Origin of the sequence: Clostridium sp. BIOML-A1, assembly GCF_009874105.1 — a bacterium.
In the GTDB taxonomy this organism is placed as follows: Bacteria; Bacillota; Clostridia; order Lachnospirales; family Lachnospiraceae; genus Coprococcus.
Map to the genome: position 1 here is coordinate 173132 of NZ_WWTL01000001.1, position 25872 is coordinate 199003.

A 25872-nucleotide genomic window follows, 5' to 3' on the forward strand; every position below is an offset into this window, starting at 1 on the left:
GCATATATATTTGGGTGAATAGGTAAATCACATAAAAAATATATATGCTGCCGGTATGGTTTTTTAATTATATGGAAAAAGCTGTATTAGAATATATTATGCAAGGTTCTTTTGACAACGCTTCAGCATCGCCGGGGTCTCCTGACCGAACTTGCGGCGAAGACGTTTTACAACATAGATATAGGCAGGAATCAGGAAGATATCTGCAAATATCCATGCGAGCGGACTGCCGAGTGCTACAAAGACATAACCGAATTTTGGTACCAGGATAAAGCCTGCGATCGTACGGGCAACCATTTCACAGATACCTGCGATAACGGCAAATGCGGAGTAGCCGAGTCCCTGAATCATAAACCGGACGATATTTACAAGGGCAAGCAGGATGTAAGCTCCTGAGTTGCCAAGCAGGAAATAATATACAAGCTTGATGATCTCTGTTTCTTCTGCATCCAGGAAAAGCAGTGCCAGATTCTTGCCGAATAACAGGATAAATACAAATGCAAGAATCGCATAGACAATACCGAGTTTGATACATGCCTTTAAGCCGGCATCCACACGATCCATTTTCTTAGCACCGACATTTTGTCCGCCGTAGGTTGCCATTGTCGATCCCATGGCATCAAACGGACAGCAGAGGAACATGGAAATCTTTGTTCCGGCGGATACGGCAGCGATAACGGATTCACCCATCGAATTAACTGCAGCCTGAAGAATAACACTGCCGATCGCTGTGATCGAATACTGAAGCCCCATCGGAACACCCATACCGCATAAGGTCAGACAGTGGCGCATACTAAATGCCCAGTCCTGTTTTGTAAAATGAAGATATCCGAGCTTCTTACACATATAGATCAGACAGCCGACACCGGAGATTGCCTGTGCAACAACGGTTGCAACAGCAGCACCGGCGACACCCATCGGACGAACTAACAGGATATCCAGTACGATATTTAACAGGGAGGATGCGATCAGACAGACAACAGGGGTTACACTGTCGCCGAGAGAACGCAGGATACCGGAAACCATATTATAAAGGAAGGTTGCAGGTATTCCCATAAATATAATAAATATGTAGATAAATGCCTGATCCAGGATGCTGTCCGGTGTCTTCATCCAGATCAGAATATTTCTGGTAAGAATTCCGACTGCAACTGTCATAACGGCAGCGAAGAAGATCGAAGCCCAGACACAGTTTGTAATGTACTTCTTCATATTATCGGTGTCCTTTGCTCCAAAGGCCTGAGCAACCGGGATGGCAAAACCATTGCAGATACCGATGCAGAAACCGAGTATCATAAAGTTGATCGATCCGGTTGAGCCGACGGCTGCAAGTGCATCGACACCCAGAAATTTACCAACGATGATCGTATCGACCATGTTATAAAATTGCTGGAATAAAAGCCCAAATAATAATGGCAGTCCAAAGTTCAAGATCAGTTTCATAGGATTGCCTTCAGTCAGATCCCTGGAACCGTTAATTTTTTTCAGTAAGTTTTTCAATGATTTTACCTCCTTGTGTTAGTTTAGTCGTTGCGGGGTGTTGGCTGGAGCCATATGACTTGCCAATACAGGGACATTTGAGTCCGCCGGTACTTGATGGCGCATAAGCGGCATCTTAGTACCGCTGCAGGACGAAACGAGCGGAAGCGTTCCCTGTTGGCAATGTCTGTATGGCTCCGGCCAACACCCCGCAACGACTTCCATATTCTAAATGCATACTGGATATTACTTCTTTTTATAAGAAAAATCAATCTGGTAAAAATCATGTTTTTTGTCGATGGTTTTAGTACAAAATGTCATGTTTACTCCGGCTTGCTTTTTATGACTGTAGAAAATATAATAGAGAACAGAAAATATACAGAAAGAACGAGGAAAACACATGCAGCATACCGTAAAGAAAAACAGAGCAACCAGAATTGCATACCGGATGGTGGGTGTCTTTTTTGTTGCTATCGGAGCAGCATTTATTCTGTTAATGATCAAAACACATGGCAGTACCGGCGGACGGATATTCAAGCTGGCATTTGGACTTGCACTTGCGGCATATGGATTGATGCTTGTGAAATCTTCATTTCGCAAATCGGCATTTGATCTGACCTATCGTTTTGAAGACGATGAACTGGTAATAGAAAAGGGAAGGAAATCCTATCATACACCATACGATAAGATTACAAATGTGAATCTGGTCATTCCTGATCCACATTTGCCATATTACATATTAAAGATAGATATAGGAAAAGAGCAATTCGTACTGCCGTTTAGCGGTAAACGTGAGAAGTGCGATGCAATCTATTATCATTTGTTAAAGAAGATGGGAATTTATCAGGAAAGTGAGACAGAAAGAAGGTAAATCATGAAAGAAAAAATCCTTGCGCTGCTTCGAACGAGCAGTGATTATATATCCGGTCAGGCAATCTGTGAGAAATTAGGTGTCTCGAGAACCGCTGTCTGGAAAAATATCAATGCCTTAAAGGCAGAAGGTTACATTATAGATGCAGTAAATAATAAAGGCTATCGTCTGGTCGGAGAGCCGGATATCGTTACGAAAGAGAAGATAGAGGCAGCACTCACGACATCGGTGATCGGAAGAGAACTGTATTATTATGATGAGACGGATTCCACAAATATACGGGCAAAGCTTGCAGGAGAGTCAGATGGAACACACGGAGCGTTGTTTGTTGCAAATGAACAGAATGCAGGACGAGGAAGAAGAGGAAGGGCATGGAGCACCCCGAAGGGAACCAGCATAGCCATGACATTTCTGCTCCGTCCGGATGTGCCGATCGAGAATGTATCCAGACTTACGATCCTGTCGGCACTCGCAACGGCGCGTGCTCTTGCAGATACAGCGGGCTTGCAGGCACAGATCAAATGGCCGAATGATGTTGTAGTCGGCGGCAAGAAGATCTGTGGCATTCTTACAGAGATGAGTTCGGAAGGTATGGATATCAAATATGCAGTTGTAGGTATCGGCATCAATGTATCCATGATGGAATTTCCGGAAGAACTGGCAGACAAGGCGACGTCGATCAAGCTGGAAAACGGAACCGGCTGTGACAGAAGCAAACTGGTCGCTAGTGTGGCAAATCATTTTGAAGAGCTGTATGACGCATTTGTCAAATGTCAGGATCTTCAGTTCATGCTGGATGAATATAATTCCATCCTTGTGAACAAGGATGAACAGGTCTATGTGATCGAAGGATATAACCGGACAGAATACACAGCCCTCGGACTTGCACCAAATGGAGGACTTCGTGTGAAGGATAAAGATGGACAGGAGTCGATCATTATATCCGGGGAAGTGTCCGTGCGTGGAATTTACGGATATGTGTAAAAAACTTTCAAAAAGCTGGAAATAGCAACATTTTTCATGTATAATTCTAGGCGTGTATAAAAACAGGTAAGTAATTAGAACTATAATAAAAGAACATGGAGGAACGAGCAAGATGGAAAAAATTCAAATGACTACCCCTTTAGTAGAGATGGATGGAGACGAGATGACCAGAATTCTCTGGAAGATGATCAAGGATGAACTGATCTACCCATTTATCGATCTGAAATCCGAATATTACGATCTGGGACTTGAATATAGAAATGAGACAAATGATCAGGTAACATTTGATTCCGCATATGCAACACAGAAGTATGGCGTTGCTGTTAAATGTGCAACGATCACACCAAATGCTGCACGTATGACAGAGTATGACCTGAAAGAAATGTGGAAGAGCCCAAATGGAACGATCCGTGCGATCCTCGACGGAACTGTATTCCGTACACCGATCATCGTAAAGGGCATTGAGCCATGTGTAAAGAACTGGAAGGCTCCTATTACAATCGCAAGACATGCATATGGTGATGTATATAAGAATGTAGAGATCAAGGTTCCGGGTGCCGGTAAGGCTGAGTTGGTATTCACAGGTGCAGATGGCACAGTGATCAAAGAGACGATCCATGAATTCGACGGACCGGGTGTGATCCAGGGACAGCACAATATCAATAAGTCAATCGAAAGCTTTGCAAGATGCTGCTTCAACTATGCGCTGGATATCAAGCAGACAATCTGGTTTGCAACCAAGGATACGATCTCAAAGAAATACGACCATACATTCAAAGATATCTTCCAGGAGATCTTTGATAAAGAATATAAAGAGAAATTCGATGCAGCAGGTATTGAATATTTCTATACACTGATCGACGATGCTGTAGCAAGAGTTATGAAATCCGAGGGTGGATTCATCTGGGCATGCAAGAACTACGATGGTGACGTAATGAGTGATATGATCTCATCTGCATTTGGTTCACTGGCCATGATGACATCTGTACTGGTTTCTCCGGATGGAAAGTATGAGTACGAAGCTGCACACGGAACAGTTCAGAGACACTACTACAAGCACTTAAAGGGTGAAGAAACATCCACAAACTCTGTTGCAACAATCTTTGCATGGACAGGCGCACTTAGAAAACGTGGTGAACTCGATGGCATCGACGCTCTGGTTGATTTCGCAAACAAGCTTGAGAAAGCAACGATCGCAACGATCGAATCCGGAAAGATGACAAAGGATCTTGCACTTATCACAACCCTTGAGAATCCAACTGTATTAAACAGCGAGAACTTCATCAAGGCTATCCGTGAGACCTTAGAGGGCATGTTATAAAAGGACGCAACAATTGTCCATTTAATAAATGATGACATAAAAATGGAAGAATGATTACATATTATTACGCAAGACGCTTTCGCTCTATCTTCATGTAGCGGTTCTAAGTTCACTGCATTCAGCAGTTCACTAAGTACCGACATGAATAACTGAGATCTTATCGAGGTTTTGTCGAGATTAGTTCGAAGTTACACAGAGTGGACAGGCTTGCTTCATAATAGTAATTCATTCTTCCATTTTTTGTCATAAATGAAATATTTTGAATGGACAATTGTTGCTGAACAGCAGGACGACTTCATTTGGACATAGACTTGCAAACAACGGAGTTATGTGGTACACTCTAACTAATTTTGTGGTACTATAAATAATAGTAGGCAATTGCGAAAACAATAGTCTGAATGTTGTTTGGATACTTTGACTTACTAATACAGGGGCATTTGAGGTCGCCGGTCCTTAGATGGCGCATAAGCGGCATCTTAGTACCGCTGCAGACCGAAACGAGCGAAAGCGTCCCCTGATTGGTAAGGTCAAAAGTATCCAAACATAGTAAAGAGTAGTATTGCAATTGCCTAATAAAAACCAGACAAGGAGACATACCATGGTTATTACAGACGAAACAATCGATTATGTAGGTATTCTGGCGAAGCTTGAGCTTTCCGATGAGGAGAAGGAGCAGGCAAAGAAAGATATGTCAGATATGCTTGACTATGTAAGTAAGTTAAACGAACTGGACACTGAGAATGTGGAAGCAATGAGCCATACATTTTCTTATAATAATGTATTCCGTGAAGATGAAGTAACAAATGGCGACGACAGGGAGAATATGCTGTCAAATGCACCGGAGCAGAAAGATGGCTGCTATAAGGTGCCAAGAACATTTGATTAGGAGGTAACGGACATTGGATATGATGAGTATGACAGCAGTAGAGCTTGGAAAGAAGATCAAGGCCGGAGAGATTTCCGTTATGGAAGCAACCAAAGCCTGCATCGAGAATATAAAGACATACGACAAAGAATATAACTGTTTTATCACCGTAGATGAAGAAGGTGCATTCAAACAGGCAGAAGAAATACAGAAGAAGATCGACAGCGGCGAGCTGACAGGCCCGTTGGCAGGTGTGCCGATCGCGATCAAGGATAATATGTGTCAGAACGGTGTACTTACCACCTGCGCATCCAAGATCTTATCAAACTTCGTACCGACCTATACATCAGATGCTGTTGTGAAATTAATGGAAGCAGGAGCCGTGATCGTAGGCAAGACAAATATGGATGAGTTCGCAATGGGAAGTACAACCGAGACTTCTTATTATGGCGAGACAAAGAATCCATGGGATACAAATAAAGTTCCGGGTGGTTCTTCCGGTGGATCAGCAGCCGCTGTTGCAGCAGAAGAAGTACCGTGTGCACTCGGTTCCGATACCGGTGGATCGATCCGTCAGCCGGCAGCATTCTGTGGTGTAACAGGAATCAAGCCAACTTACGGCAGAGTATCCAGATACGGTCTGGTTGCATATGGTTCATCTCTTGACCAGATCGGACCACTTGCAAAGGATGTAACAGACTGTGCAACGATATTAGAGATCATTTCCCGGTATGATAAGAAAGATTCTACATCTGTAGAACGTACGGATAATGATTTTACAAGCGCATTAAAGGACGATGTAAAAGGTATGCGCATCGGACTTCCAAAGGACTATTTCACAGAAGGCCTGGATCCTGAGATCAAGGATGCTGTGTACCATGTAGCTGAAGTGTTAAAAGAAAAAGGTGCGATCGTGGAAGAATTTGACCTTGGTATGGTAGAATATGCAATTCCTGCATATTATATCATTGCATCCGCAGAGGCAAGCTCGAATCTGGAACGTTTCGACGGCGTAAAATACGGCTATCGTACAGCAGAGTACACAGACCTTCACAACATGTATAAGAAGACACGTTCCGAAGGCTTCGGCGCAGAAGTAAAGAGACGTATCATGTTAGGTTCCTTTACCCTGTCATCCGGTTACTATGATGCATACTATGTAAAAGCACTTAAGGTAAAAGCCCTGATCAAACAGGCTTATGATAAAGCATTTGCAAAATACGATATCATCCTCGGTCCGGTTGCACCTACAACTGCACTGACCATGGGTGAATCCTTATCCGATCCGATCAAGATGTATCTGGGCGATGTATACACCGTTCCGGTCAACCTTGCAGGACTTCCGGGTATTTCCCTTCCATGCGGATACGACAAAGACGGCATGCCGATCGGTGTCCAGATGGTAGGAGATGCATTTAACGAGAAAGCAATCATTCAGGCGGCATATGCATTTGAGCAGACAAGAGAGTACAAGCAGCCTGCCGCTGTAGCAGAAAGGGGTCTGTAAGATGAGTAAAGTATACGAAACCGTGATCGGTCTGGAGGTTCATGTAGAGCTTGCGACAAAGACGAAGATATTCTGCGGCTGCAGTACCGCATTTGGTGGTGCACCGAATACACATACATGTCCGGTATGTACCGGTATGCCGGGTTCCCTTCCGGTACTGAATAAAGGGGTAGTAGAAAAAGCAGTTGCTGTCGGTCTTGCAACCAACTGTACAATCACACAGAACTGTAAATTTGACCGTAAGAATTATTTCTATCCGGATAATCCACAGAACTATCAGATCTCTCAGCTGTACTACCCGATCTGCAGAAACGGAAAGGTAGAGATCGAAGTAGAGGGCAAGAAGAAATTCGTAAGGATCCATGAGATCCACATGGAAGAGGATGCAGGTAAACTGGTACATGATCCATATACAGACAGCTCTCTGGTTGATTTCAATCGTTCCGGTGTGCCTCTGATCGAGATCGTATCTGAGCCGGATATGCGTTCGGCGGAAGAAGTAATTGCTTATCTTGAGAAATTACGTCTGATCATCCAGTATCTCGGAGCATCAGACTGTAAGTTAAATGAAGGCTCGATGCGTGCCGATGTCAACCTGTCTGTTCGTGAAGTCGGAGCAGAAGAATTCGGAACAAGAACAGAGACAAAGAACCTGAACTCATTCAAGGCTATCGCCCATGCGATCGAGAACGAGAGAGAACGTCAGATCGACCTGATCGAGGCAGGTGAAAAGGTTGTACAGGAGACCAGAAGATGGGATGATACCAAGGAATATTCATATCCTATGCGTTCCAAAGAGGATGCACAGGATTATCGTTATTTCCCTGATCCGGATCTTGTACCGGTACAGATCAGTGACGAGTGGATGGAGGAGATCCGAAGCCGTCAGCCGGAATTCCGGGATGAGAAGAAGATCCGGTATAAAGAAGAGTATGATATCCCGGACTATGATATAGATATCATTACAAATACAAAGAAGATGGCAGACCTTTTCGAGGAGACGATCGCTCTCGGAGCAAATCCGAAGAAGGTATCCAACTGGCTGATGGGAGAGACCATGCGTCTGATGAAAGAACATTCCATCGATGCAGATGAGCTGTCATTCAGCGCAGAGCACCTTGCAAAGCTGATACAGATGGTAGATGCGAAAGCCATCAACAGCAATGTCGCAAAGGAAGTATTCGAGAAGATATTTACAGATGATATCGAACCGGAAAGCTATGTAAAAGAACATGGACTCGCCACCGTAAATGATGAAGGTGCACTCCGTAAGGTCGTAGAAGAAGTTATTGCCAATAATCCAAAAGCAATCGAAGACTTCCGTGGCGGAAAAGAAAAAGCACTTGGCGCATTGGTCGGACAGACCATGAAAGCAATGAAGGGCAAGGCAGATCCGGCATCCGTAAACCAGATGCTCCGTGAGCTGTTAAAATAATCGATACCAATAGAAAAAAATGAAGAGAAAGCAGGTGGCATATCCACCTGATGACCACCTCTCATGGTGGGATGGAGATTGATATGGAAGAAACCAGACATGTGAGAAAGAGAGACATTTACAAACGTATTATCACATTTTCGGAAGGCGTGCTTCTGTTAGCTGCGGAAGTACTGCTGTTTGCGAGAATGTGGTATACCGAATATGCAGATAATACTCAGGCTATCCAGATTCCGTTCTGGAACAAAGGTAACTGGGCGGTAATCGGTATGTATGCGATTATCATTTATCTGTTTACGAAGCTGTATGGTGGTTATAAAGTAGGCTTCCTCCGGGTGATGGATGTTCTCTTTTCACAAATATTATCATTGATCTGTGCAAATATCGTAGGTTATGTCGAGCTGTGTATCATTGCCCGTAATTATCTGCCGGCACTGAACATGATCGAGCTTACATTCTTAGAGATTATAATTATATTTATATGGGTATTTGTCTGCAGGATGATGTACCGCAAGTTCTATCCACCGAGACATTTACTGCTTGTCTACGGATATAAGACACCGACCGAATTCATTGATAAGATCAATGCCAGAAAAGACAAATACATCATTGCTGACCGTATTCATGTCAGTGAAGGTGAGAAAGCATTAAAAGAAAAAATCTTACAGTACGATGGTGTTATCCTTTGTGAGACAAAGGCATATATCAGAAACGAACTGGTAAAATACTGCTTCGAGCATTCAATCCGTTCGTATGTGGTACCGAAGTTATCGGATATCATTATCTTAGGAGCAGAACCAATCCATTTGTTTGATACACCGTTATTATTATCCAGAAACCAGGGACTGACAGGAGAAGATATGATCTTCAAGCGTCTGATGGATATCATCGTATCCCTGATCATGATCATTATCTTTTCACCGTTTATGATCCTGATCGCACTTGCGATCAAGCTCTATGACAGAGGCCCTGTATTCTATAAACAGGATCGTCTGACCCTAAATGGCAGGGTATTCAAGATCATGAAATTCAGAAGTATGCGGATGGACTCCGAGGAACATGGCGCACAGCTTGCAAGAAAGCATGATGACAGAATCACACCGGTTGGCCGTGTGATCCGTGCCACACACTTAGACGAGCTGCCACAGCTCTTTAATATCTTAAAGGGTGATATGTCAGTCGTAGGTCCTAGACCGGAGCGTCCGGAGATCGCAGCGCAGTACAGGGAGACCTTCCCGGAATTCGATTATCGTCTGAAGATGAAAGCCGGACTTACCGGATATGCGCAGGTCTACGGTAAATATAACACCACACCGAGAGATAAGGTGAAGCTTGATCTGACATATTATGAGCAGTATTCCTTATGGCTGGATCTGAAGCTGATCCTGCTGACCTTCAAGATCTTATTCCAGAAGGAGAACACGGAAGGAATCGATGCAAATCAGACGACAGCGATCCGTGAAGACAAGACAAAGAAAACAGGCATCAAGCATCCGCATGATGAAGCCGAGGATGCCTTCTATAGTGTAGAGGAAAAGAAGTAAATGAAACCAGAAGTATCCGTGATCATTCCGGCATATAATTGCAGTAGAACAATTAAACAGGCAATCGATTCCGCACTTTGTCAGGATGTGATATCAGAGATCATAGTGATCAACGACTGTTCGCCGGAGGATCCGACGGAGTGCTTGGCAGAATATAAAAGCAATCCACAGGTTAGACTATATAAGAATGAAACCAATCTTGGCGTAGCAGCAACGAGAAATAAAGGTGTGCAACTTGCAGAGGGCGAATATGTAGCATTCTTAGATTCCGATGATATCTGGCGGCCGGGAAAGCTCTCAAAGCAGCTTGCTGTTATGAAGAAGACCGGAGTGGTATTATCCTCAACTGCCAGAGAACTGATGGAAGAGGACGGAACCCATACCGGGCGGATCTTGCCGGTACCGGAGAAGATCACTTATAAAGGTATGTTATATGGAAATGTGATCAACTGCTCATCCGTAGTGATGAAGCGTGAGGTGGCAGCAGAGTTCCCGATGGGGGATGATGATGCTCACGAGGATTATATCTGCTGGCTGCAGATCCTTAAGAAATATGGGGAGGCAGCAGGCATCAATGAACCGTTACTGCTTTACCGGATGGTGAAGAACAGTAAATCAGGTTCCAAATTACATTCTGCAAAGATGACGTATCAGGTATACCGGAAGATGGGATTTGGAACAGTGAAGTCACTTGGATATTTTGCAGGATATGCGATACATGGAGTAAAGAAGTATTTTCTTTAAATAAAAAGAAACGGAGCAGGGAGATGGCAGAGGAAATCAAGAGAGGTCCGGGAAGACCGACCGATAAACGGAAAGACACAATTCTGAGACTAAGAATCGACACAGATACACATGAACTGCTTTCAAAGTATGCAAAGCAAAAAGGTGTATCCATGTCGGAAATCGTCAGAGAGGCAGTCTACGGTATCGTAAAACAGGCGAACATAGAAGAATAAGACTGTCAGACAGGAGAACGTTGACCATGGAAACAAATAAGGAAGGGGATGTGACACTATCTGTCGTCATGCCCGCCTATAATGAAGGAACACATATAACAGATAATCTGCTTGAAACCAGCAGGGTGTTGTCCGGTTTCGTCAAACGGTATGAGATCATAGCAGTCGACGACGGAAGTGCAGATAATACCGCAGAGTGTATCCACCGGGCAGAAATGCAGGATACCCATATCAGGGGGATCTCGTATCAGCCGAATGGTGGAAAAGGACATGCCATCCGGACAGGAATCGTAGCAGCAGAGGGACGATACATCGCATTTCTGGATTCCGATCTGGAACTGCCACCGATCCTGCTGAAACGATTCTTAAAAGATATGAAGGAGCAGAACGCCGATATCGTGATCGGTTCCAAGCTGCATCCGGAATCGAAGCTCCATTATCCGATGCTGCGTAAGATTATGAGCTATGGATATTATCTGATGTTAAAGATGATGTTCCATCTGAACACTCACGATACACAGACCGGTATCAAGTTATTCAAAAAAGAAGTGATCAAACCAATCGTCAGCCAGATGCAGGCAGAAGGATATGCATTTGATATTGAGATCCTTGCCATGGCAGCAAAAGATGGCAGAAAGATCTGCGAAGCTCCGATCGAGCTGAACTACAGCCGGGATGACAGCAGGGGCGGAAGAAGGATTGGATTAAAGGATGTAGCAAAGGTCTTTAAAGAGACGTTAGAAGTGAGAAAACGTGTTATGCATTGAATAACGGACGTTAATGACTGCGGATATATTGTATTCCGCAAAACGCTTCCGCTCTATCTTTGACGTAGCGGTACATAAGGCTGCAAAATACGCAGCCTAAGTACCGACGCAAAGAGAGGTTTGCTACATACAATATATCCGCAGTCATTAACTGGCTATGTAAAGCAGATATTGTATTCCGCAAAGCGCGGTTTGTTGCATACAATGTATCTATAGTTATTAACTGACAGTGTAAAACAAGATAACGTAAATGCCACGAGTATGAGGTTTTGCTATATATTATGAAGCAAACCTATCTGAGCGTCGGTACTTAGGCTGCGTCCTTTGCAGCCTTATGTACCGCTACGTCGAAGATAGAGCGGAAGCGTTTTGCGGAATAATAGTATAGTTAACCTCATACATAGTGGCGACATAGAAATGTGAGGGAAAATATATGACATATGAAAACGCTTTGGAAATTTTGAAAAAGTACGGACAGGAGCATGTGCTCGCCTATTATGATGAACTAAACGATGAAGAGAAGCAGAGCCTGCTGTTACAGATCGGCGAGATAGACTTCTCGATGTTTGATGTGTTAAAAGAAAAAGGCACAGCCGGAAAGACCGGCTCGATCACACCGACAGCGGCATTAACGCTTGATACGATCAAAGAATACGAATTCGCTTACAAGGTACTTGGCGAGACGGCGATCCAGAAAGGACAGCTCGCTCTTGTTATGCTTGCCGGAGGTCAGGGAACCAGACTTGGATTTGATGGGCCGAAGGGCACATACAATATCGGACTGACGAGAGATCTATATATCTTCGAATGTCAGGTGAAGACGATCTTGCCTGTTGTGAAGACACTTGGACGATGGATCCATCTCTATATCATGACCAGTGATAAGAACTACGAAGCAACGACATTCTTCTTTGCAGAGCATAAGAACTTTGGATATAAGGAGGAGTATCTGCATTTCTTTAAACAGGAGCTGGTACCATCCGTTGATTTTAATGGAAAGATATTGATGGAAGCACCATCAAAGATCTGCCTGTCACCAAATGGAAATGGTGGCTGGTTCTCATCCATGAAACGGGCAGGACTGGTAGAACAACTTGATAAAGAAGGCATCCGGTATATCAATGTATTCGCTGTAGACAATGTCTTACAGAAGATCGCAGACCCGGTATTCCTTGGAGCGATGATGATGGAGGATTATCAGTCGGCAGGTAAGGTAGTAAAGAAAGCAGATCCGTATGAACGTGTGGGCGTCCTTTGTAATCTGGATGGAAAGCCACATATCGTAGAATATTATGAATTAACAGATGATATGCGGTTTGAGAAAAATACAAACGGTGACTATGCCTATAACTATGGGGTGATCTTAAATTATATCTTCCCGGTTGATCAGTTGAAGGTGCTCTTAAACGAGAATATGCCACTTCATGCTGCAAAGAAAGTTATTCCATATATGAATGAGAAAAAAGAGTTGGTAAAGCCTGCGGAGCCGAATGGCTATAAGTTCGAGACACTTGCTCTTGATATGCTTCAGTTTATGAATGACTGTCTGCCATTCGAGGTTGTCAGAGACTATGAATTCGCACCGATCAAGAATGCAGAGGGCGTGGATTCGCCGGAGACAGCGAGAGAGCTGTTAAAGAAGAATGGATATAAGTTGTAGAACTGCGTCGAATACTTTGGAAAAATTGCCTAAAATAATAGTATTATTTCCGGAAATTTTTACACTCAACTTAAACGTAGAAAATTGACATTTAATAAGAATTGAATTATAGTTGTTAGTGGTTAAGAAACGTTAAGAATTTCTAAAACATTAACAACTATAATTTATATAGTTTGACTTGATAAAGATACATGATGAACACATTTATGAGGGAAATGAGGGAATACAATGTATAGAAAAGAGCCTCAGGGCTGGTTAAAGCATCTTGATTTTACAGTGCTGAATCTGATAGCACTGCATGCATCTTATTGTATGGCATATTTTATACGGATGGGAACAGAAAATCCGTATCATAGTAAGTTATATCGGACAATAGCCGTACTTCTGACATTATTTCAATTATTAGTTACCATAGTATGTCATATATATAAAGGCGTGCTGAAACGGGGATATTTCCGTGAAGCTGTTGCGTCTGTGAAGCAGTCTGTACTGGTTGTACTTCTGGCAGTATTCGTTCTGTTCATGATGAAGATGGGCGCAGCCTATTCCAGAAAGGTTATGGCCTTATTTGGCATGATATATCTGGTTATGGGCTATATGATCACGCTTCTCTGGAAGGAATATATACGAAGACATCGCGTGGCAAAGAAATCCGTTGTAATTGTGACAGTCAAAGAATACCTGAATGCGTTACTTGCCGAAATGGGTACAGAATACTATAATCTGTATCGGGTTGCAGGTGTTGTATTATTAGATGCAACTGAGGACGAGGCAGAAAACTACAATACAGAATATGCAGATTTGGAGCTTAGCATATATACATATTCAGACGAAGTTCTGGAACAGATCATGCATGGCTGGGTAGATGAGGTTTATGTGAATATACCATTTGAGAAGCATATTCCGGAGAATCTTCTGGGACAGTTTGCAGATATGGGAATCACGGTTCATGTGCGGGTGCGTGTACCGGCAGAGCTCTCCGATTATCAGTATGTATTCGATAAACAGCTTGGTCATCATGTACTGACCGTCAGCACTACATATATAACAACGTATCAGGCATTTGTGAAGCGTGCAATCGATATCCTTGGTGGAATCGTAGGATGTATCTTTACAGGTATCCTTACGATCATTCTTGCACCATGTATCTATATCGCATCACCGGGACCGATCTTCTTCTCCCAGTACCGTATCGGTAAGAATGGCAAGAAGTTCAAGATCTATAAATTCCGAAGCATGTATATGGATGCGGAAGCACGAAAAGCAGAGCTGATGGAGCAGAATCAGGTCAAGGATGGCATGATGTTCAAGATGGAATATGATCCGCGAATCATCGGCTGCAAGAAGCTGCCGGATGGTACGATCAAGAAGGGCATCGGAAACCGGATCCGTGACTGGTCGCTTGATGAATTCCCACAGTTCTTCAATGTGTTAAAGGGTGATATGAGTCTGATCGGAACCAGACCGCCAACAGAGGATGAATGGGAGAAGTATTCCGCCCATCACAGAGGTCGTATGGCGATCAAGCCGGGTATCACAGGACTCTGGCAGGTCAGTGGAAGAAGTAATATCACGGATTTTGATGAGGTTGTAAGATTAGACCGGAAGTATATCGATGAATGGAGCCTGGCAAATGATATCAAGATATTGTTCAAGACAGTAGGTGTTGTGTTGAAAGGCGAAGGGTCGATGTGATATATTGAAAATTTAAAAATGTAGGAGAAAATTAATTATGAATATAATAGTTACAGGTGGAGCAGGTTTTATAGGAAGTAATTTTGTGTTTCATATGTTGAAAAAATATCCAGATTATAGAGTAATATGTCTGGATAAGCTGACATATGCAGGCAATCTATCTACTCTTGAACCAGTTATGGACAATCCAAATTTTAGATTTGTGAAGCTTGATATATGTGATAGGGAAGGAGTATATAAGCTGTTTGAAGAAGAACATCCAGATATGGTTGTAAACTTTGCAGCAGAAAGCCATGTGGATCGTTCTATAGAAAATCCGGAGGTTTTTCTTCAGACAAATATCGTCGGTACCAGTGTTTTGATGGATGCCTGTCGTAAGTATAGTATCCAGCGTTATCATCAGGTTTCTACCGATGAGGTATACGGCGACCTTCCACTTGATCGCCCTGACATGTTCTTCACTGAGGAGACGCCGATTCATACTAGCTCTCCGTATAGCAGTTCCAAGGCCGCTGCAGACCTGTTGGTTTTGGCTTACCATCGTACTTATGGCCTGCCTGTGACTATTTCCAGATGCTCAAATAATTATGGACCATATCATTTCCCTGAGAAATTAATACCGCTTATGATCGCAAATGCACTGGCGGATAAGCCGCTTCCTGTATATGGGGAGGGACTTAATGTAAGAGATTGGCTTTATGTGGAAGATCATTGTAAGGCAATTGATCTCATTATTCATAACGGCAGAGTAGGCGAGGTTTACAATGTAGGCGGTCACAATGAGAAACGAAATATCGATATTGTAAAAATTATTTGTAAGGAACTTGGCAAAACGGAGAGCCTTATTACGCATGTAGGTGATCGAAAAGGACATGACATGAGATATGCTATTGATCCGACAAAGATACATAATGAACTTGGATGGCTTCCGGAGACAAAGTTTGAGGATGGAGTCAAGAAGACTATACAGTGGTATCTGGAAAACAGAGAATGGTGGGAAACTATTATCTCAGGGGAATATCAGAATTACTATAAAAAAATGTATGAAAATAGATAAGATAAAAAGAGGTTATTAAATAATGGGACAAATAAAGGTGGAGACAGATGTAGGTGGCATAGAAGGTTTGTGTGTGATTGAGCCGGCTGTTCATGTAGATAGCAGAGGTTACTTTATGGAAACGTATAATGAAAGGGATATGAGGGAAGCTGGAATAAATGTAAAATTTGTACAGGATAATCAGTCCATGTCAACAAAAGGTGTTCTTCGAGGACTTCATTTTCAGAAACAGTATCCGCAATGTAAGCTGGTAAGGGTTGTACGCGGGGAGGTATTTGATGTGGCTGTTGATCTCCGGTCTGATTCTAAAACATACGGAAAGTGGTATGGGGTAAGACTTTCGGATGCAAACAAGAAACAATTTCTTATACCAGAAGGATTTGCACATGGTTTTCTTGTATTATCTGATGAAGCTGAGTTTTGCTATAAGGTGAATGATTTCTGGCATCCTAATGATGAAGGAGGAATGGCTTGGAATGATCCAGAGATTGGTATTGAGTGGCCAGAGGTTATTGGCGAATATAAAGGCAATGCTGGCGTGGAAGGTTATGTGCTTATAGATGGAACGCCACTTAATTTGAGTGCAAAGGATCAGAAATGGGAAGAAATTAGCAAAACTTTTAAGTTTTAAATGATGTTCCTTCCATATATCATATAAAAAGGAGATAAAGTAACGTGAAAGTTTTGTATGTGGCAGAATGTATAGGCGGGGTGGATCGGTATTTACGATGTTTGCTGAAATATTCTACTTGTGAAAATATATTAATTCTATCACAGTTGTATAAACGTGAAGATTATAAAAAACTTGCTGATCATATAGAAATTATGCATATGACGCATAAAATTGGATTTTGCGCATTAAAGGAAGCACATATATTAAGAAAGAAAATAAAAAAATATAGACCGGATGTGGTTTATGCTCATTCTTCTATTGCCGGTGCACTTACGCGTATGGCTTGTATTGGGATTAATGTAAAGGTTATATATAATCCGCACGGTTGGTCTTTTAATATGAAAAGCAGAATGCAAAACGCATATGTTGTGTTGGAAAGAGTGATGGCACATTTTTGTGATGCTATTATATGTATTTCTGAGGCAGAAAAACAATCGGCATTAAGAGAAAAGATATGTAAAGAGGATAAGTTACATGTTATTTACAATGGTATAGATATAGAAGAATATAAAAATGAAAAAGTAGAATTGGCAATCCCGGAACATTCATTTGTAATCGGAATGGTTGGGCGAATTTGTAAACAAAAAGCACCAGATATTTTTGTAAAGATGGCGAATGTAATTCAAAAGCAAATGGAAAATGCTTATTTTGTCATTGTTGGAGATGTGGTTGAAGGTTCAATTGAGGGAAAAAAAGAAATTGAAGATATGGCTGAAAAATTTGGCGTAAAGCTTTTGATTACAGGTTGGGTAACGAATCCATTGGCGTATATGAGTAGGTTCAATGTTGGATGTCTTTTAAGTAGGTGGGAAGGCTTTGGATTAGCTATTCCTGAGTATATGCTTACAGGTACACCTATAGTTGCAACCAGAGTTGATGCTATTCCATATTTGATTCAAGATAATGTGAATGGATTATTGGTTGATATGGATGATTGGAGAACAGCAGCAGATAAGGTTGTGGAATTATCAAAAAATAATAAAAAAAGAGAAGAATTAATTAGAAACGGAATGGAGACTGTAAGAAAAAGGTTTGATGCAAAAAGAGTTTCTGCAGAATGTGAGAACCTGTATAATGCTTTAGCAAAAAATAGGGAATAATAGATAGATTTTAATACTAATTTAGTTTTGAGATAGAATTAAAGATAATAAAGGAGTAAAAAATGAAACGAATTATCACTTATGGAACTTTTGATCTTTTACATTATGGTCATATTAATCTTTTAAAGAGAGCAAAGGCATTAGGAGATTATTTGATTGTTGCGATATCGACAGATGAATTTAATTGGAATGCGAAACATAAAAAGTGTTATTTTACATATGAACAGAGAAAACAATTAGTAGAAGCAATAAGATATGTTGATCTTGTAATACCAGAGGAAAACTGGGAACAGAAAAAATTAGATGTACATGAGTATCATATAGACACATTTGTTATAGGAGATGATTGGAAGGGAAAGTTTGATTTTCTACAAGAAGAAGGGGTAGAGGTTGTGTATTTACCAAGAACCCCAGAAATAAGTACAACACAAATAAAAAAGGATTTGAAGTAATTATGAAGTATACAGCAAAATATTTTAAAGAAACGATGCCTGAATGGAAGAGAAAAAAGGATCCTATATTAAGCAGGCTTTTTTATAGAAGAGTAGCATTTGGTCTAGCGGCTGTTTGTGCCAATTACGGAATTCAGGCAAATACAGTTTCATATTTTTCAGCAATAGTAGCGGTTGTGGCATGTGTCTGCTTTTTACCAAATGTTTATTGGTTACATATATTAGGTGCGTTGCTTATTAACGTATGGTTAATTTTAGATTGTACAGATGGTAATTTAGCCAGAAGTGTAAAAAGCCAACCTTTTGGTGAATTTGCAGATGGAATTAGTAGCTATATTCTGGTTGGATTGATGTGTACAACAATTTCGGTTGCAGTTTATTTTGAAGGAGGTTTATTCATTCCTGTAAACTGTCCATGGATTATTTTACTAGGGGCATTGGCATCTAGTTCTGATTCCCTTATGCGTCTAATATATCAGAAATATAAAAATACAGAGCGTGATATGGCAGACCGAGGAATTGTTAAAGTTGAACCTGATATACGGACAGACCATAGTCAGGTAGGAAGTCTAAGAGTGCGGATTGAAGCTGAGTTAGGAGTTGGAGGACTGTTACCAGTTGCTATTTTTATTGCAGCTATTTTTAGGGCATTAGACATAATTATTATTTACTGTTTTATGTATTATGGCATGTCGTTTTTGGTTGCAACATTAATTTATATAAAGAAAGCAATGAGAGCAGCTAAATAAAAGGAGAAAATACATATAAGTAGTAATTGAGTGAAGAAGAGGTTTTAGCATGAAGTTGTTATTTATTCAAGGCGGTTCGCGATGGAAAATAGATAATAAAGGTAATATCTATACAGATGCAAATTTTAATCAGTCAATATGGAACAGGTATATATCATATTGTGATGAACTGACCGTTATATTAAGAAGAGAAGAAGCTGTATATGATGTTGCTGAAGCTATGCGGCGTTTTAACACATTTGATACAAAAAAAGCGAAACATATCGAATTAAAAGATGTATACAGACCAATAAAAAATATTATAAATTTATCTATGCGTAAAAAGATAAAGTGTACAATTGAACAGGCTGTTAAGGAATCGGATAAAGTTATTATCAGATCGTTAGGAAATATATATACTAATAGTGCGTTAAAATATGCATGTAAATATAATAAACCATATTTGATAGAAGTTACAGGATTTGCATGGGAATCAATGTGGTATCATAGCTTCAGGGGAAAATGTGTAGCTTTATTTAAAGAATTAAGTTATAGGAAATTAATAAAACCATCTAAATATGCTATCTACGTTACAAATGAAGCGTTACAAAAAAGATATCCTTGTAAGGGCAGAATGTTAGGTTGCTCAGATGTTGAATTGCCCGTTATCAGTGAAAGTGTTTTGCAAAGAAGAATAGAAAAAATAAATAATCAGGATGAAATTATTATTGGAACTGCTGCTTTTTTAGATGTAGGTTGGAAAGGGCAGGAGTATGTTATAAGGGCAATATATGAACTTAAGAAAAAGGGAATTCATAACTTCAGATATCAACTTATTGGAGCAGGTGAAGGAAGAGACCTTAAGGCATTAGTAAAAAAGCTTGATTTGGAAACAGAAGTGGAATTTATAGGAGTGCTGCCACATGATGAGGTATTTGCTTGGATGGATTCAATTGACATATATGTTCAGTCAAGTTTTATGGAGGGACTTTGTCGTTCATTAGTAGAAGCTATGAGTAGAGCATGCCCTATAGTATGTTCTGATGTTGGTGGTAATTATGAATTGGCATCTGGAGAATGTTTATTCGCTAAAGGAAATTATAAACAATTAGCAAGAATTTTAGAAGAAATGCAATCAAAAGATAAGCAGATTTTTGAAGCAAAGCGAGGGTTTGAAAAAGCAAAGGAGTTCAATAAAGAATTATTAGATACAAAGCGAAATTTATTTTTTAAAGAGTTTATTGAAGGAAAGTAAAATATGAATAACAAGAAGATTTTGGTAACAGGTGCGAATGGTTATTTAGGAGTTGAAATTGTAAAAGCAATTCTGGATATGGGAAATGAAGTTATTGCAACCGACGTTAAAGTTGATAATGTGGACGATCGTGCTGAAAAAAATATGTAATCTTTTTGAAGTTGAAAATCCATATGAATACTTGGGTAAACCAGATGTATTACTTCATTTAGCCTGGAGAGATGGATTTGTGCATTACTCTGATACCCATATTAATGATTTACCAAAACATTTTTCGTTTATAAGAAAAATGGTTGAATCAGGATGCAAGCAAATTGCAGTAATGGGAAGTATGCATGAAATAGGTTTTTTTGAGGGAAGCATAAATGAGGATACACCTTGCCATCCTGTTACTTCATATGGTATAGCAAAGAATGCGTTAAGAGATTTAACACAAGAGATTTGTAAACAAAATGATACTGTGTTTCAATGGTTCCGAGGCTATTATATTGTAGGTAATTCTAAATATGGTGCATCCATTTTTTCTAAGATTATAGCAGCAGAAGAAGAGGGAAAACACAGTTTCCCATTTACTTCAGGACAAAATCAATATGATTTTATTGATTATTCTGATTTTTGTATACAGGTAGTTGCCACAGTTACACAGGATAAAATTAATGGTATTATAATTATCTGTTCAGTCTGTTCAGGATATCCTGAAAAATTGGCTGATAGAGTTGAACGGTTTATTAAAGAAAATAACTATAAGATTAGGCTTGATTATGGAGCGTTTCCTGATAGACCATATGATTCCAAAGCAATATGGGCTGATGGAAGGAAAGTAAAAGAAATTCTAAAAATGTTAAAAGAGTGAGGAGATTACAAAATGAGAATATTATTAATTATGCCTACTTTTTATGGGTATTATAAAAAAATATGTAATATTCTTGAAAAATCAGGGAATAAAGTATATTTTTTCCCTGATGAAATTTCTCTTTCGTTTACAGATCGTGTAAGGAGAAGGTTTAGCCTTAATTTTTTAAGGAAAAGATATGAATCATATATAATGTCTATTCCAGAAAAAATAGAAAATACTGAAATCAATAAGGTAGTGGTTATTTTTGCAGGAAGATATATGGAACCGAAGAATGTTGAATTTCTCAGAAATAAATATGATAAGGCAGAATTTGTATATTATACATGGGATTCTATAAAAAACTTTCCACAGATAGAGAGCATTTATAAATTATTTGATAGAAGTTATTCCTTTGATAAACAAGATTGTAAAGAATATGGAATGGAATTTTTACCATTGTTTTATTCAAATGACTGTATTGACGAGAAAGTTATTTTTGATGTAACATCTTTGATGACATTTGGCATTGCAAAGTCAAAAAGCTATCATAGGATAATAGATTCATTACCTGATAATGTAAAATTAAATCAGTATCTTGTGATGAAGCATAAGAGTACATATTTATATAATAAATTAAAATCACCAGAAAGTTTTAAGGGAATCAGTAATGATGCGTTTAAATTTTTGCCATTAAGTCAGAGTGAGAGCAATCTTATGTTTGCAAAATCGAAGGCTGTTATTGATTGTCCTTTGGAGGGGCAGAATGGATTAACAATGAGGACATTTGAGGTTTTGCATTTAAAAAGAAAATTAATTACTACTAATGCAAATATTAAGGAATATGATTTTTATTCACCTAATAATATTTTTGTAGTGGATGGAAAAACTCAGATTCCAGATTCTTTTTTTAAGGATGTTTTTGATACGAACATAGTTTTAGATAGTAAATATTCAATACAGAATTTTATTAGTATTTTATTTAAAGCTAATGTAAACGTTAGAACTCAGGATAGTGGAGCTATTGAATTATATGAAGAGAGAAGTACGATTTAATATAAATAATATACTGATATATATAGAAATAATGATTATGATCTGGCTATCTGGAACAGTTATTTCAGCAGTGCAACCAGATTCATTACTGTATAATATTGCCAGAATGATATTTTTATTAATATCATGTTACTTTGCTATCAAAGCAATATTATATAAAGTAAATTATTTGAGTTATGTTTTAATATTTATATGTATTTTCGCAATTTATTTTTGTATTAATTTGTTTTTATATCCAGCATCTTCTTTTAATTTATTTTATAGATGTATCATTTTTTTACTATTATTTCTTAATTTTTTTTATTGGAATAAGAAAAAGATAAATTATAATGAAGTGTTATATAAAATAGTTATAGTTATTGCTATAGTCTCATTATTATTTTATGTCCTGGTTAATGTTTTAAAAATTAATATCCCATATACGATAATAACGGGTGATAGCAATGTGCCATATTATAATTATTATGGAATATATTATTTTTATGGAAATCCTAATAAATTAATTAGATTGAGTGGATTATTTTGGGAACCGGGGGTATATCAGATATATCTTAATATGGCATTATTTTATTACATAATTAGTTTAAGAAAAAATATTAAAGAGTTAATATTGCTTCTTATAAATATTATTTTAACTTTTTCCACTACTGGTATGGTTTTAGCAAGTTTGTTATTAGCTTATATGTTTTTGTATTCAAGTAAAATTAGCTTGCGAAATAAAATAATAATTACTATACCTATTTTAAGTATTGTATTATTTGTTATATTTACAGTTGTTGGGCAAAAGATAGAAATGACGGCATCTGGTGGATCTTTTTACATAAGATCGTTAGATTTACAGCTAGGATTAAAAATTTTTAAAGAGCATTTTTTATTAGGAGCTGGATTTTTAAATACAGATATTTTTAAAAGCTTAAATACATATAATCTGACGGGACCGAAAGGAAGTTCTAATGGTTTTATAACTTGGTGTTATACTACAGGTTTATTGGGAATTGTATTTGCATTTATACCTTTTATAAAGCATAGTATGGCAATACATAAGAAAAAAGAAAAAATAGAAAATATCATGTTTATAATTTTGATTTTTGTTTTTAATAATTCGGAGCCAATATATCAATTACCGTTAATGATATATATTTTAGCAGCAGAATACTATATGGCAATTATAGGAAAAGGAGAAGTATATTAATGAAAAACACCAGTAAGTTTAATAAGGCCATATGGTTAATTAAAACACAATTATTTTTAAAACCAAGATTTTCAAAGATTGATAAAAGAAGTATTGTCTTTTTTCCTATGCAAATAGATAACCCACAAGCAATTAGTATAGGTAAAAAAATTTTCATATCAAATAACGCATGGCTTGCGGGAGGTAAAGATAGTAATGGCAAAGATACTTTAATAATTGATGATTATACGAGAATTGGTCATTTCTTCCATTGTATTGCTTTGCATGATGTATATATAGGAAAGTCTGTTTTAATAGCAGATAAGGTTTTTATTTCTGATGCATCACATATTTATAAGGATATAGATCTTCCAATTTTTGCACAGGGAATGGAGAATTTGAGATCGGTCTCAATTGGAGATGGTTCATGGATTGGCGAAAATGTATGTATTCTTGGGGCGAATATTGGAAAGCATTCTGTTATAGGTGCAAATTCTGTCGTTTTACAAGATATACCGGATTATTGTGTGGCGGTGGGAAGTCCTGCTAGAGTTGTTAGAAAATATGATTTTGAGACGAAAAAATGGGTTACAGTAGAGTAGAGATGAAAGATGAGTAGTATATGAAAAATAATGGAAGATCATTAAAGAAAAACTATGTATTTAACTTTATAAGTCAGGTTCTAACATTAATTATACCGTTAATAACCACTCCATATTTATCTAGAATTTTTCATGAAGTTGGTAATGGACAGATTGCTTTTGCAAATAATATTATTACATATTTTACGATGATAGCAAATCTTGGATATTCCGTATATGGACAAAGAGAAGTTGCAAAATATCAGGATGATGAATATATGCGGAGCAAGATTTTCTGGGAAATTGTTATAATAAGAGTTGTTTTATCTATTGTTTCCTTTACAATTTTACTAATAACTACGTTTAGTGGTATATATGGACATAGTTATACAAAACTGATTATGCTTTTCTCTATTCAGGTAATTGCGATTGCATTTGATGTGAATTTTTATTATCAAGGAGAAGAAGATTTTAAGTCTATTGCTATCCGTACAATTATCTTAAGAAGCCTTTGCCTAATACTTATATTTACTTTTGTTAAGCATGAAAATGATACATGGATTTATGCTTTAATATATTCATCTTCTGTATTGTTTGCTAATCTTATAATGTGGCCTAAGCTTTTGAAGATGATTAAGAAAGTGTCAATAAAAGATTTAGAGTTTAGGAGACATTTTATACCGGCACTTATTATCTTTTTACCTACATTAGCAACTACAATCTATGGTTCATTGGATAAGTTGATGATTGGATACTTGGCAAAGAATCCTGATTATCAAAATGGTTGTTATAATCAAGCATTAAAGTTGAACCAGACAATATTAGTTTTAATAACGGTTATTGATTCGATAATGGTTGCGCGTAATTCCCATGATTATGCAGTTGGTGAACATGATAAAATGAAAAAGCATATTCGTTTTTCCTGTGATTATGTATTGCATTTGGGAATTCCCCTGATAGTGGGAATGTGTGTATTATCAAAAAATCTTTCATCCTGGTTTCTGGGAGATGGATTTGCTGAAGTTCCAATGTTATTAAACATAATGTCAATACGGTTTATAGCCAGTGGCCTTGCTTGTGTTTTTGGTAATCAGTTATTTATCGCTATAGGGAAAGAGAAATACACTACAATAGCACATATAACTACAGCTTTTTCTAATTTAATTTTAAATTTCGTTTTCATTCCATGGTTAGGAGCAATAGGAGGATCAATTACAACGGCTATAGCAGAGGTAATTGATTGCATGGTGCTTGCGATAATTGCAATAAAGGGACAGTATATATCTGGAAAAGAACTATTACAAGGTTTACCCAAACCTGTAATAGCGGCTGCAATAATGTTTCTAACAATTAAACCTATAGAGACAGCGTTCCATTATAGTATTATAAGTTTTTGTTTTATAACTTTTATTGGCATAATTGTATATGTGGGTACACTTCTTCTTTTGAAAGATATTTTTTCAAATTATTGTTTTAATAAAGTAGTTATGCCTATTTGGAAAGGAAAAAGTAAGAGGGCAAGTAAGCATGAATAGGGGGAGGTTCCATTTTAAAAGTATAAGAATATCAATTATATCATTTGTATTAATTTTATTAACATTAACTGGTCTATTATATCTGATGCTCCAGAGTTCAACGGACACAAATGCACTTTCTGAGAAGGTGAGGCATTTTTCTATAGTTGAAAGTTTTCTGAATTGTGTTAGTTCTTATGTAAGTTGGTCAGTACGTCAATGGGCACATGTGTTTGAATTTTTGCTTGTTGGTATTGTTATTAGTATTTTTTATGCTATTAGAACAAATCATGTTTGGAAGATGTTCGTACTGGCACTGGGTACATGTGTGGTTATTTCTATATGTGATCAGTCAACGAGGATATT

25 protein-coding genes are annotated in these 25872 nt (G+C 38.5%); 24 read left to right on the forward strand and 1 reads right to left on the reverse strand.

What is annotated here, in order from left to right:
• Positions 1–96 precede the first annotated feature (96 nt).
• Complete coding sequence (locus GT641_RS00735) at positions 97–1443, reverse strand: MATE family efflux transporter (protein WP_044945384.1); 1347 nt, start codon at positions 1441–1443, stop codon at positions 97–99.
• Between the two features lie 436 nt (positions 1444–1879).
• Between GT641_RS00735 and GT641_RS00740 the strand changes: the two genes are divergently transcribed.
• The 24 genes from GT641_RS00740 to GT641_RS00850 all read left to right on the forward strand — a co-directional run bounded on the left by GT641_RS00740 (position 1880) and on the right by GT641_RS00850 (position 25527).
• Complete coding sequence (locus GT641_RS00740) at positions 1880–2350, forward strand: hypothetical protein (protein ID WP_119962973.1); 471 nt, start codon at positions 1880–1882, stop codon at positions 2348–2350.
• 3 nt (positions 2351–2353) lie between these two features.
• The gene (locus GT641_RS00745; protein WP_161116583.1) at positions 2354–3334 is read left to right on the forward strand and encodes a biotin--[acetyl-CoA-carboxylase] ligase; all 981 of its coding nucleotides are present in this window, start codon (positions 2354–2356) and stop codon (positions 3332–3334) included.
• A 112-nt stretch (positions 3335–3446) separates the two neighbouring features.
• Positions 3447–4655 (forward strand): NADP-dependent isocitrate dehydrogenase, encoded by a 1209-nt coding sequence (locus GT641_RS00750; protein ID WP_008401383.1) that lies wholly within the window; start codon positions 3447–3449, stop codon positions 4653–4655.
• A 598-nt stretch (positions 4656–5253) separates the two neighbouring features.
• A complete protein-coding gene (gene gatC / locus GT641_RS00755; protein ID WP_008401384.1) occupies positions 5254–5541 on the forward strand; it encodes an Asp-tRNA(Asn)/Glu-tRNA(Gln) amidotransferase subunit GatC in 288 nt (95 codons plus the stop codon).
• A gap of 19 nt (positions 5542–5560) precedes the next feature.
• Positions 5561–7027, forward strand: coding sequence for an Asp-tRNA(Asn)/Glu-tRNA(Gln) amidotransferase subunit GatA (gene gatA / locus GT641_RS00760; RefSeq protein ID WP_347475251.1), 1467 nt, complete (start codon positions 5561–5563; stop codon positions 7025–7027).
• Position 7028: 1 nt separating this feature from the next.
• Complete coding sequence (gene gatB, locus GT641_RS00765) at positions 7029–8462, forward strand: Asp-tRNA(Asn)/Glu-tRNA(Gln) amidotransferase subunit GatB (RefSeq protein WP_008401386.1); 1434 nt, start codon at positions 7029–7031, stop codon at positions 8460–8462.
• A gap of 83 nt (positions 8463–8545) precedes the next feature.
• Positions 8546–10006 (forward strand): exopolysaccharide biosynthesis polyprenyl glycosylphosphotransferase, encoded by a 1461-nt coding sequence (locus GT641_RS00770; protein WP_243143656.1) that lies wholly within the window; start codon positions 8546–8548, stop codon positions 10004–10006.
• Complete coding sequence (locus tag GT641_RS00775) at positions 10007–10750, forward strand: glycosyltransferase family 2 protein (RefSeq protein WP_161116585.1); 744 nt, start codon at positions 10007–10009, stop codon at positions 10748–10750.
• A gap of 23 nt (positions 10751–10773) precedes the next feature.
• Positions 10774–10965: a ribbon-helix-helix protein, CopG family gene (locus GT641_RS00780; RefSeq protein ID WP_008401390.1), complete on the forward strand. Its 192-nt coding sequence runs from the start codon at positions 10774–10776 to the stop codon at positions 10963–10965.
• Positions 10966–10991: 26 nt separating this feature from the next.
• Positions 10992–11732, forward strand: coding sequence for a glycosyltransferase family 2 protein (locus tag GT641_RS00785; RefSeq protein WP_161116586.1), 741 nt, complete (start codon positions 10992–10994; stop codon positions 11730–11732).
• Positions 11733–12165: 433 nt separating this feature from the next.
• Positions 12166–13392 carry a UDPGP type 1 family protein gene (locus GT641_RS00790; protein WP_161116587.1) on the forward strand — a complete coding sequence of 409 codons (1227 nt, stop codon included), beginning with the start codon at positions 12166–12168 and terminating at the stop codon, positions 13390–13392.
• Positions 13393–13620: 228 nt separating this feature from the next.
• The gene (locus GT641_RS00795) at positions 13621–15087 is read left to right on the forward strand and encodes a sugar transferase (protein ID WP_161116588.1); all 1467 of its coding nucleotides are present in this window, start codon (positions 13621–13623) and stop codon (positions 15085–15087) included.
• Positions 15088–15124: 37 nt separating this feature from the next.
• Entirely contained in the window at positions 15125–16144 is a 1020-nt protein-coding gene (gene rfbB, locus GT641_RS00800) for a dTDP-glucose 4,6-dehydratase (protein ID WP_161116589.1), read from the forward strand.
• 22 nt (positions 16145–16166) lie between these two features.
• Entirely contained in the window at positions 16167–16775 is a 609-nt protein-coding gene (gene rfbC / locus GT641_RS00805) for a dTDP-4-dehydrorhamnose 3,5-epimerase (protein ID WP_161116590.1), read from the forward strand.
• A gap of 44 nt (positions 16776–16819) precedes the next feature.
• Positions 16820–17917 carry a glycosyltransferase gene (locus GT641_RS00810; protein WP_161116591.1) on the forward strand — a complete coding sequence of 366 codons (1098 nt, stop codon included), beginning with the start codon at positions 16820–16822 and terminating at the stop codon, positions 17915–17917.
• Between the two features lie 62 nt (positions 17918–17979).
• Positions 17980–18369 carry a glycerol-3-phosphate cytidylyltransferase gene (tagD, locus tag GT641_RS00815; protein WP_161116592.1) on the forward strand — a complete coding sequence of 130 codons (390 nt, stop codon included), beginning with the start codon at positions 17980–17982 and terminating at the stop codon, positions 18367–18369.
• A 2-nt stretch (positions 18370–18371) separates the two neighbouring features.
• The gene (locus GT641_RS00820) at positions 18372–19118 is read left to right on the forward strand and encodes a CDP-alcohol phosphatidyltransferase family protein (RefSeq protein WP_161116593.1); all 747 of its coding nucleotides are present in this window, start codon (positions 18372–18374) and stop codon (positions 19116–19118) included.
• Between the two features lie 49 nt (positions 19119–19167).
• The gene (locus tag GT641_RS00825) at positions 19168–20352 is read left to right on the forward strand and encodes a glycosyltransferase (RefSeq protein WP_161116594.1); all 1185 of its coding nucleotides are present in this window, start codon (positions 19168–19170) and stop codon (positions 20350–20352) included.
• 3 nt (positions 20353–20355) lie between these two features.
• Positions 20356–20502 carry an NAD-dependent epimerase/dehydratase family protein gene (locus tag GT641_RS13325; RefSeq protein WP_347562812.1) on the forward strand — a complete coding sequence of 49 codons (147 nt, stop codon included), beginning with the start codon at positions 20356–20358 and terminating at the stop codon, positions 20500–20502.
• Positions 20483–21205, forward strand: coding sequence for an NAD-dependent epimerase/dehydratase family protein (locus GT641_RS00830; RefSeq protein WP_347562814.1), 723 nt, complete (start codon positions 20483–20485; stop codon positions 21203–21205). Before GT641_RS13325 ends, GT641_RS00830 begins: the two co-directional genes overlap by 20 nt.
• Positions 21206–21217: 12 nt before the next feature.
• On the forward strand, positions 21218–22240 hold the full coding sequence (locus tag GT641_RS00835; protein ID WP_161116595.1) for a hypothetical protein: 1023 nt from the start codon (positions 21218–21220) through the stop codon (positions 22238–22240).
• On the forward strand, positions 22218–23432 hold the full coding sequence (locus tag GT641_RS00840; RefSeq protein ID WP_161116596.1) for an O-antigen ligase family protein: 1215 nt from the start codon (positions 22218–22220) through the stop codon (positions 23430–23432). The genes GT641_RS00835 and GT641_RS00840 overlap by 23 nt, the downstream gene beginning before the upstream one ends.
• Positions 23432–24013: an acyltransferase gene (locus tag GT641_RS00845; protein ID WP_161116597.1), complete on the forward strand. Its 582-nt coding sequence runs from the start codon at positions 23432–23434 to the stop codon at positions 24011–24013. The genes GT641_RS00840 and GT641_RS00845 overlap by 1 nt, the downstream gene beginning before the upstream one ends.
• Before the next feature lie 20 nt (positions 24014–24033).
• On the forward strand, positions 24034–25527 hold the full coding sequence (locus GT641_RS00850) for a flippase (RefSeq protein WP_161116598.1): 1494 nt from the start codon (positions 24034–24036) through the stop codon (positions 25525–25527).
• Positions 25528–25872 lie beyond the last annotated feature (345 nt).

Bases quoted from the DNA above. Each gene is read 5' to 3' on its own strand.
- GT641_RS00845 (WP_161116597.1), top strand. From the start codon at position 23,432: ATGAAAAACACCAGTAAGTTTAATAAGGCCATATGGTTAATTAAAACA.
- GT641_RS00790 (WP_161116587.1), top strand. From the start codon at position 12,166: ATGACATATGAAAACGCTTTGGAAATTTTGAAAAAGTACGGACAGGAG.
- GT641_RS00750 (WP_008401383.1), top strand. From the start codon at position 3,447: ATGGAAAAAATTCAAATGACTACCCCTTTAGTAGAGATGGATGGAGAC.
- GT641_RS00835 (WP_161116595.1), top strand. From the start codon at position 21,218: ATGAGAATATTATTAATTATGCCTACTTTTTATGGGTATTATAAAAAA.
- rfbB (WP_161116589.1), top strand. From the start codon at position 15,125: ATGAATATAATAGTTACAGGTGGAGCAGGTTTTATAGGAAGTAATTTT.
- gatC (WP_008401384.1), top strand. From the start codon at position 5,254: ATGGTTATTACAGACGAAACAATCGATTATGTAGGTATTCTGGCGAAG.
- GT641_RS00825 (WP_161116594.1), top strand. From the start codon at position 19,168: ATGAAGTTGTTATTTATTCAAGGCGGTTCGCGATGGAAAATAGATAAT.
- GT641_RS00775 (WP_161116585.1), top strand. From the start codon at position 10,007: ATGAAACCAGAAGTATCCGTGATCATTCCGGCATATAATTGCAGTAGA.
- gatB (WP_008401386.1), top strand. From the start codon at position 7,029: ATGAGTAAAGTATACGAAACCGTGATCGGTCTGGAGGTTCATGTAGAG.
- GT641_RS00735 (WP_044945384.1), bottom strand. From the start codon at position 1,443: ATGAAACTGATCTTGAACTTTGGACTGCCATTATTATTTGGGCTTTTA.
- GT641_RS00840 (WP_161116596.1), top strand. From the start codon at position 22,218: ATGAAGAGAGAAGTACGATTTAATATAAATAATATACTGATATATATA.
- gatA (WP_347475251.1), top strand. From the start codon at position 5,561: ATGATGAGTATGACAGCAGTAGAGCTTGGAAAGAAGATCAAGGCCGGA.
- GT641_RS00780 (WP_008401390.1), top strand. From the start codon at position 10,774: ATGGCAGAGGAAATCAAGAGAGGTCCGGGAAGACCGACCGATAAACGG.
- GT641_RS00795 (WP_161116588.1), top strand. From the start codon at position 13,621: ATGTATAGAAAAGAGCCTCAGGGCTGGTTAAAGCATCTTGATTTTACA.
- GT641_RS00740 (WP_119962973.1), top strand. From the start codon at position 1,880: ATGCAGCATACCGTAAAGAAAAACAGAGCAACCAGAATTGCATACCGG.
- GT641_RS13325 (WP_347562812.1), top strand. From the start codon at position 20,356: ATGAATAACAAGAAGATTTTGGTAACAGGTGCGAATGGTTATTTAGGA.
- GT641_RS00850 (WP_161116598.1), top strand. From the start codon at position 24,034: ATGAAAAATAATGGAAGATCATTAAAGAAAAACTATGTATTTAACTTT.
- rfbC (WP_161116590.1), top strand. From the start codon at position 16,167: ATGGGACAAATAAAGGTGGAGACAGATGTAGGTGGCATAGAAGGTTTG.
- GT641_RS00785 (WP_161116586.1), top strand. From the start codon at position 10,992: ATGGAAACAAATAAGGAAGGGGATGTGACACTATCTGTCGTCATGCCC.
- tagD (WP_161116592.1), top strand. From the start codon at position 17,980: ATGAAACGAATTATCACTTATGGAACTTTTGATCTTTTACATTATGGT.
- GT641_RS00745 (WP_161116583.1), top strand. From the start codon at position 2,354: ATGAAAGAAAAAATCCTTGCGCTGCTTCGAACGAGCAGTGATTATATA.
- GT641_RS00770 (WP_243143656.1), top strand. From the start codon at position 8,546: ATGGAAGAAACCAGACATGTGAGAAAGAGAGACATTTACAAACGTATT.
- GT641_RS00820 (WP_161116593.1), top strand. From the start codon at position 18,372: ATGAAGTATACAGCAAAATATTTTAAAGAAACGATGCCTGAATGGAAG.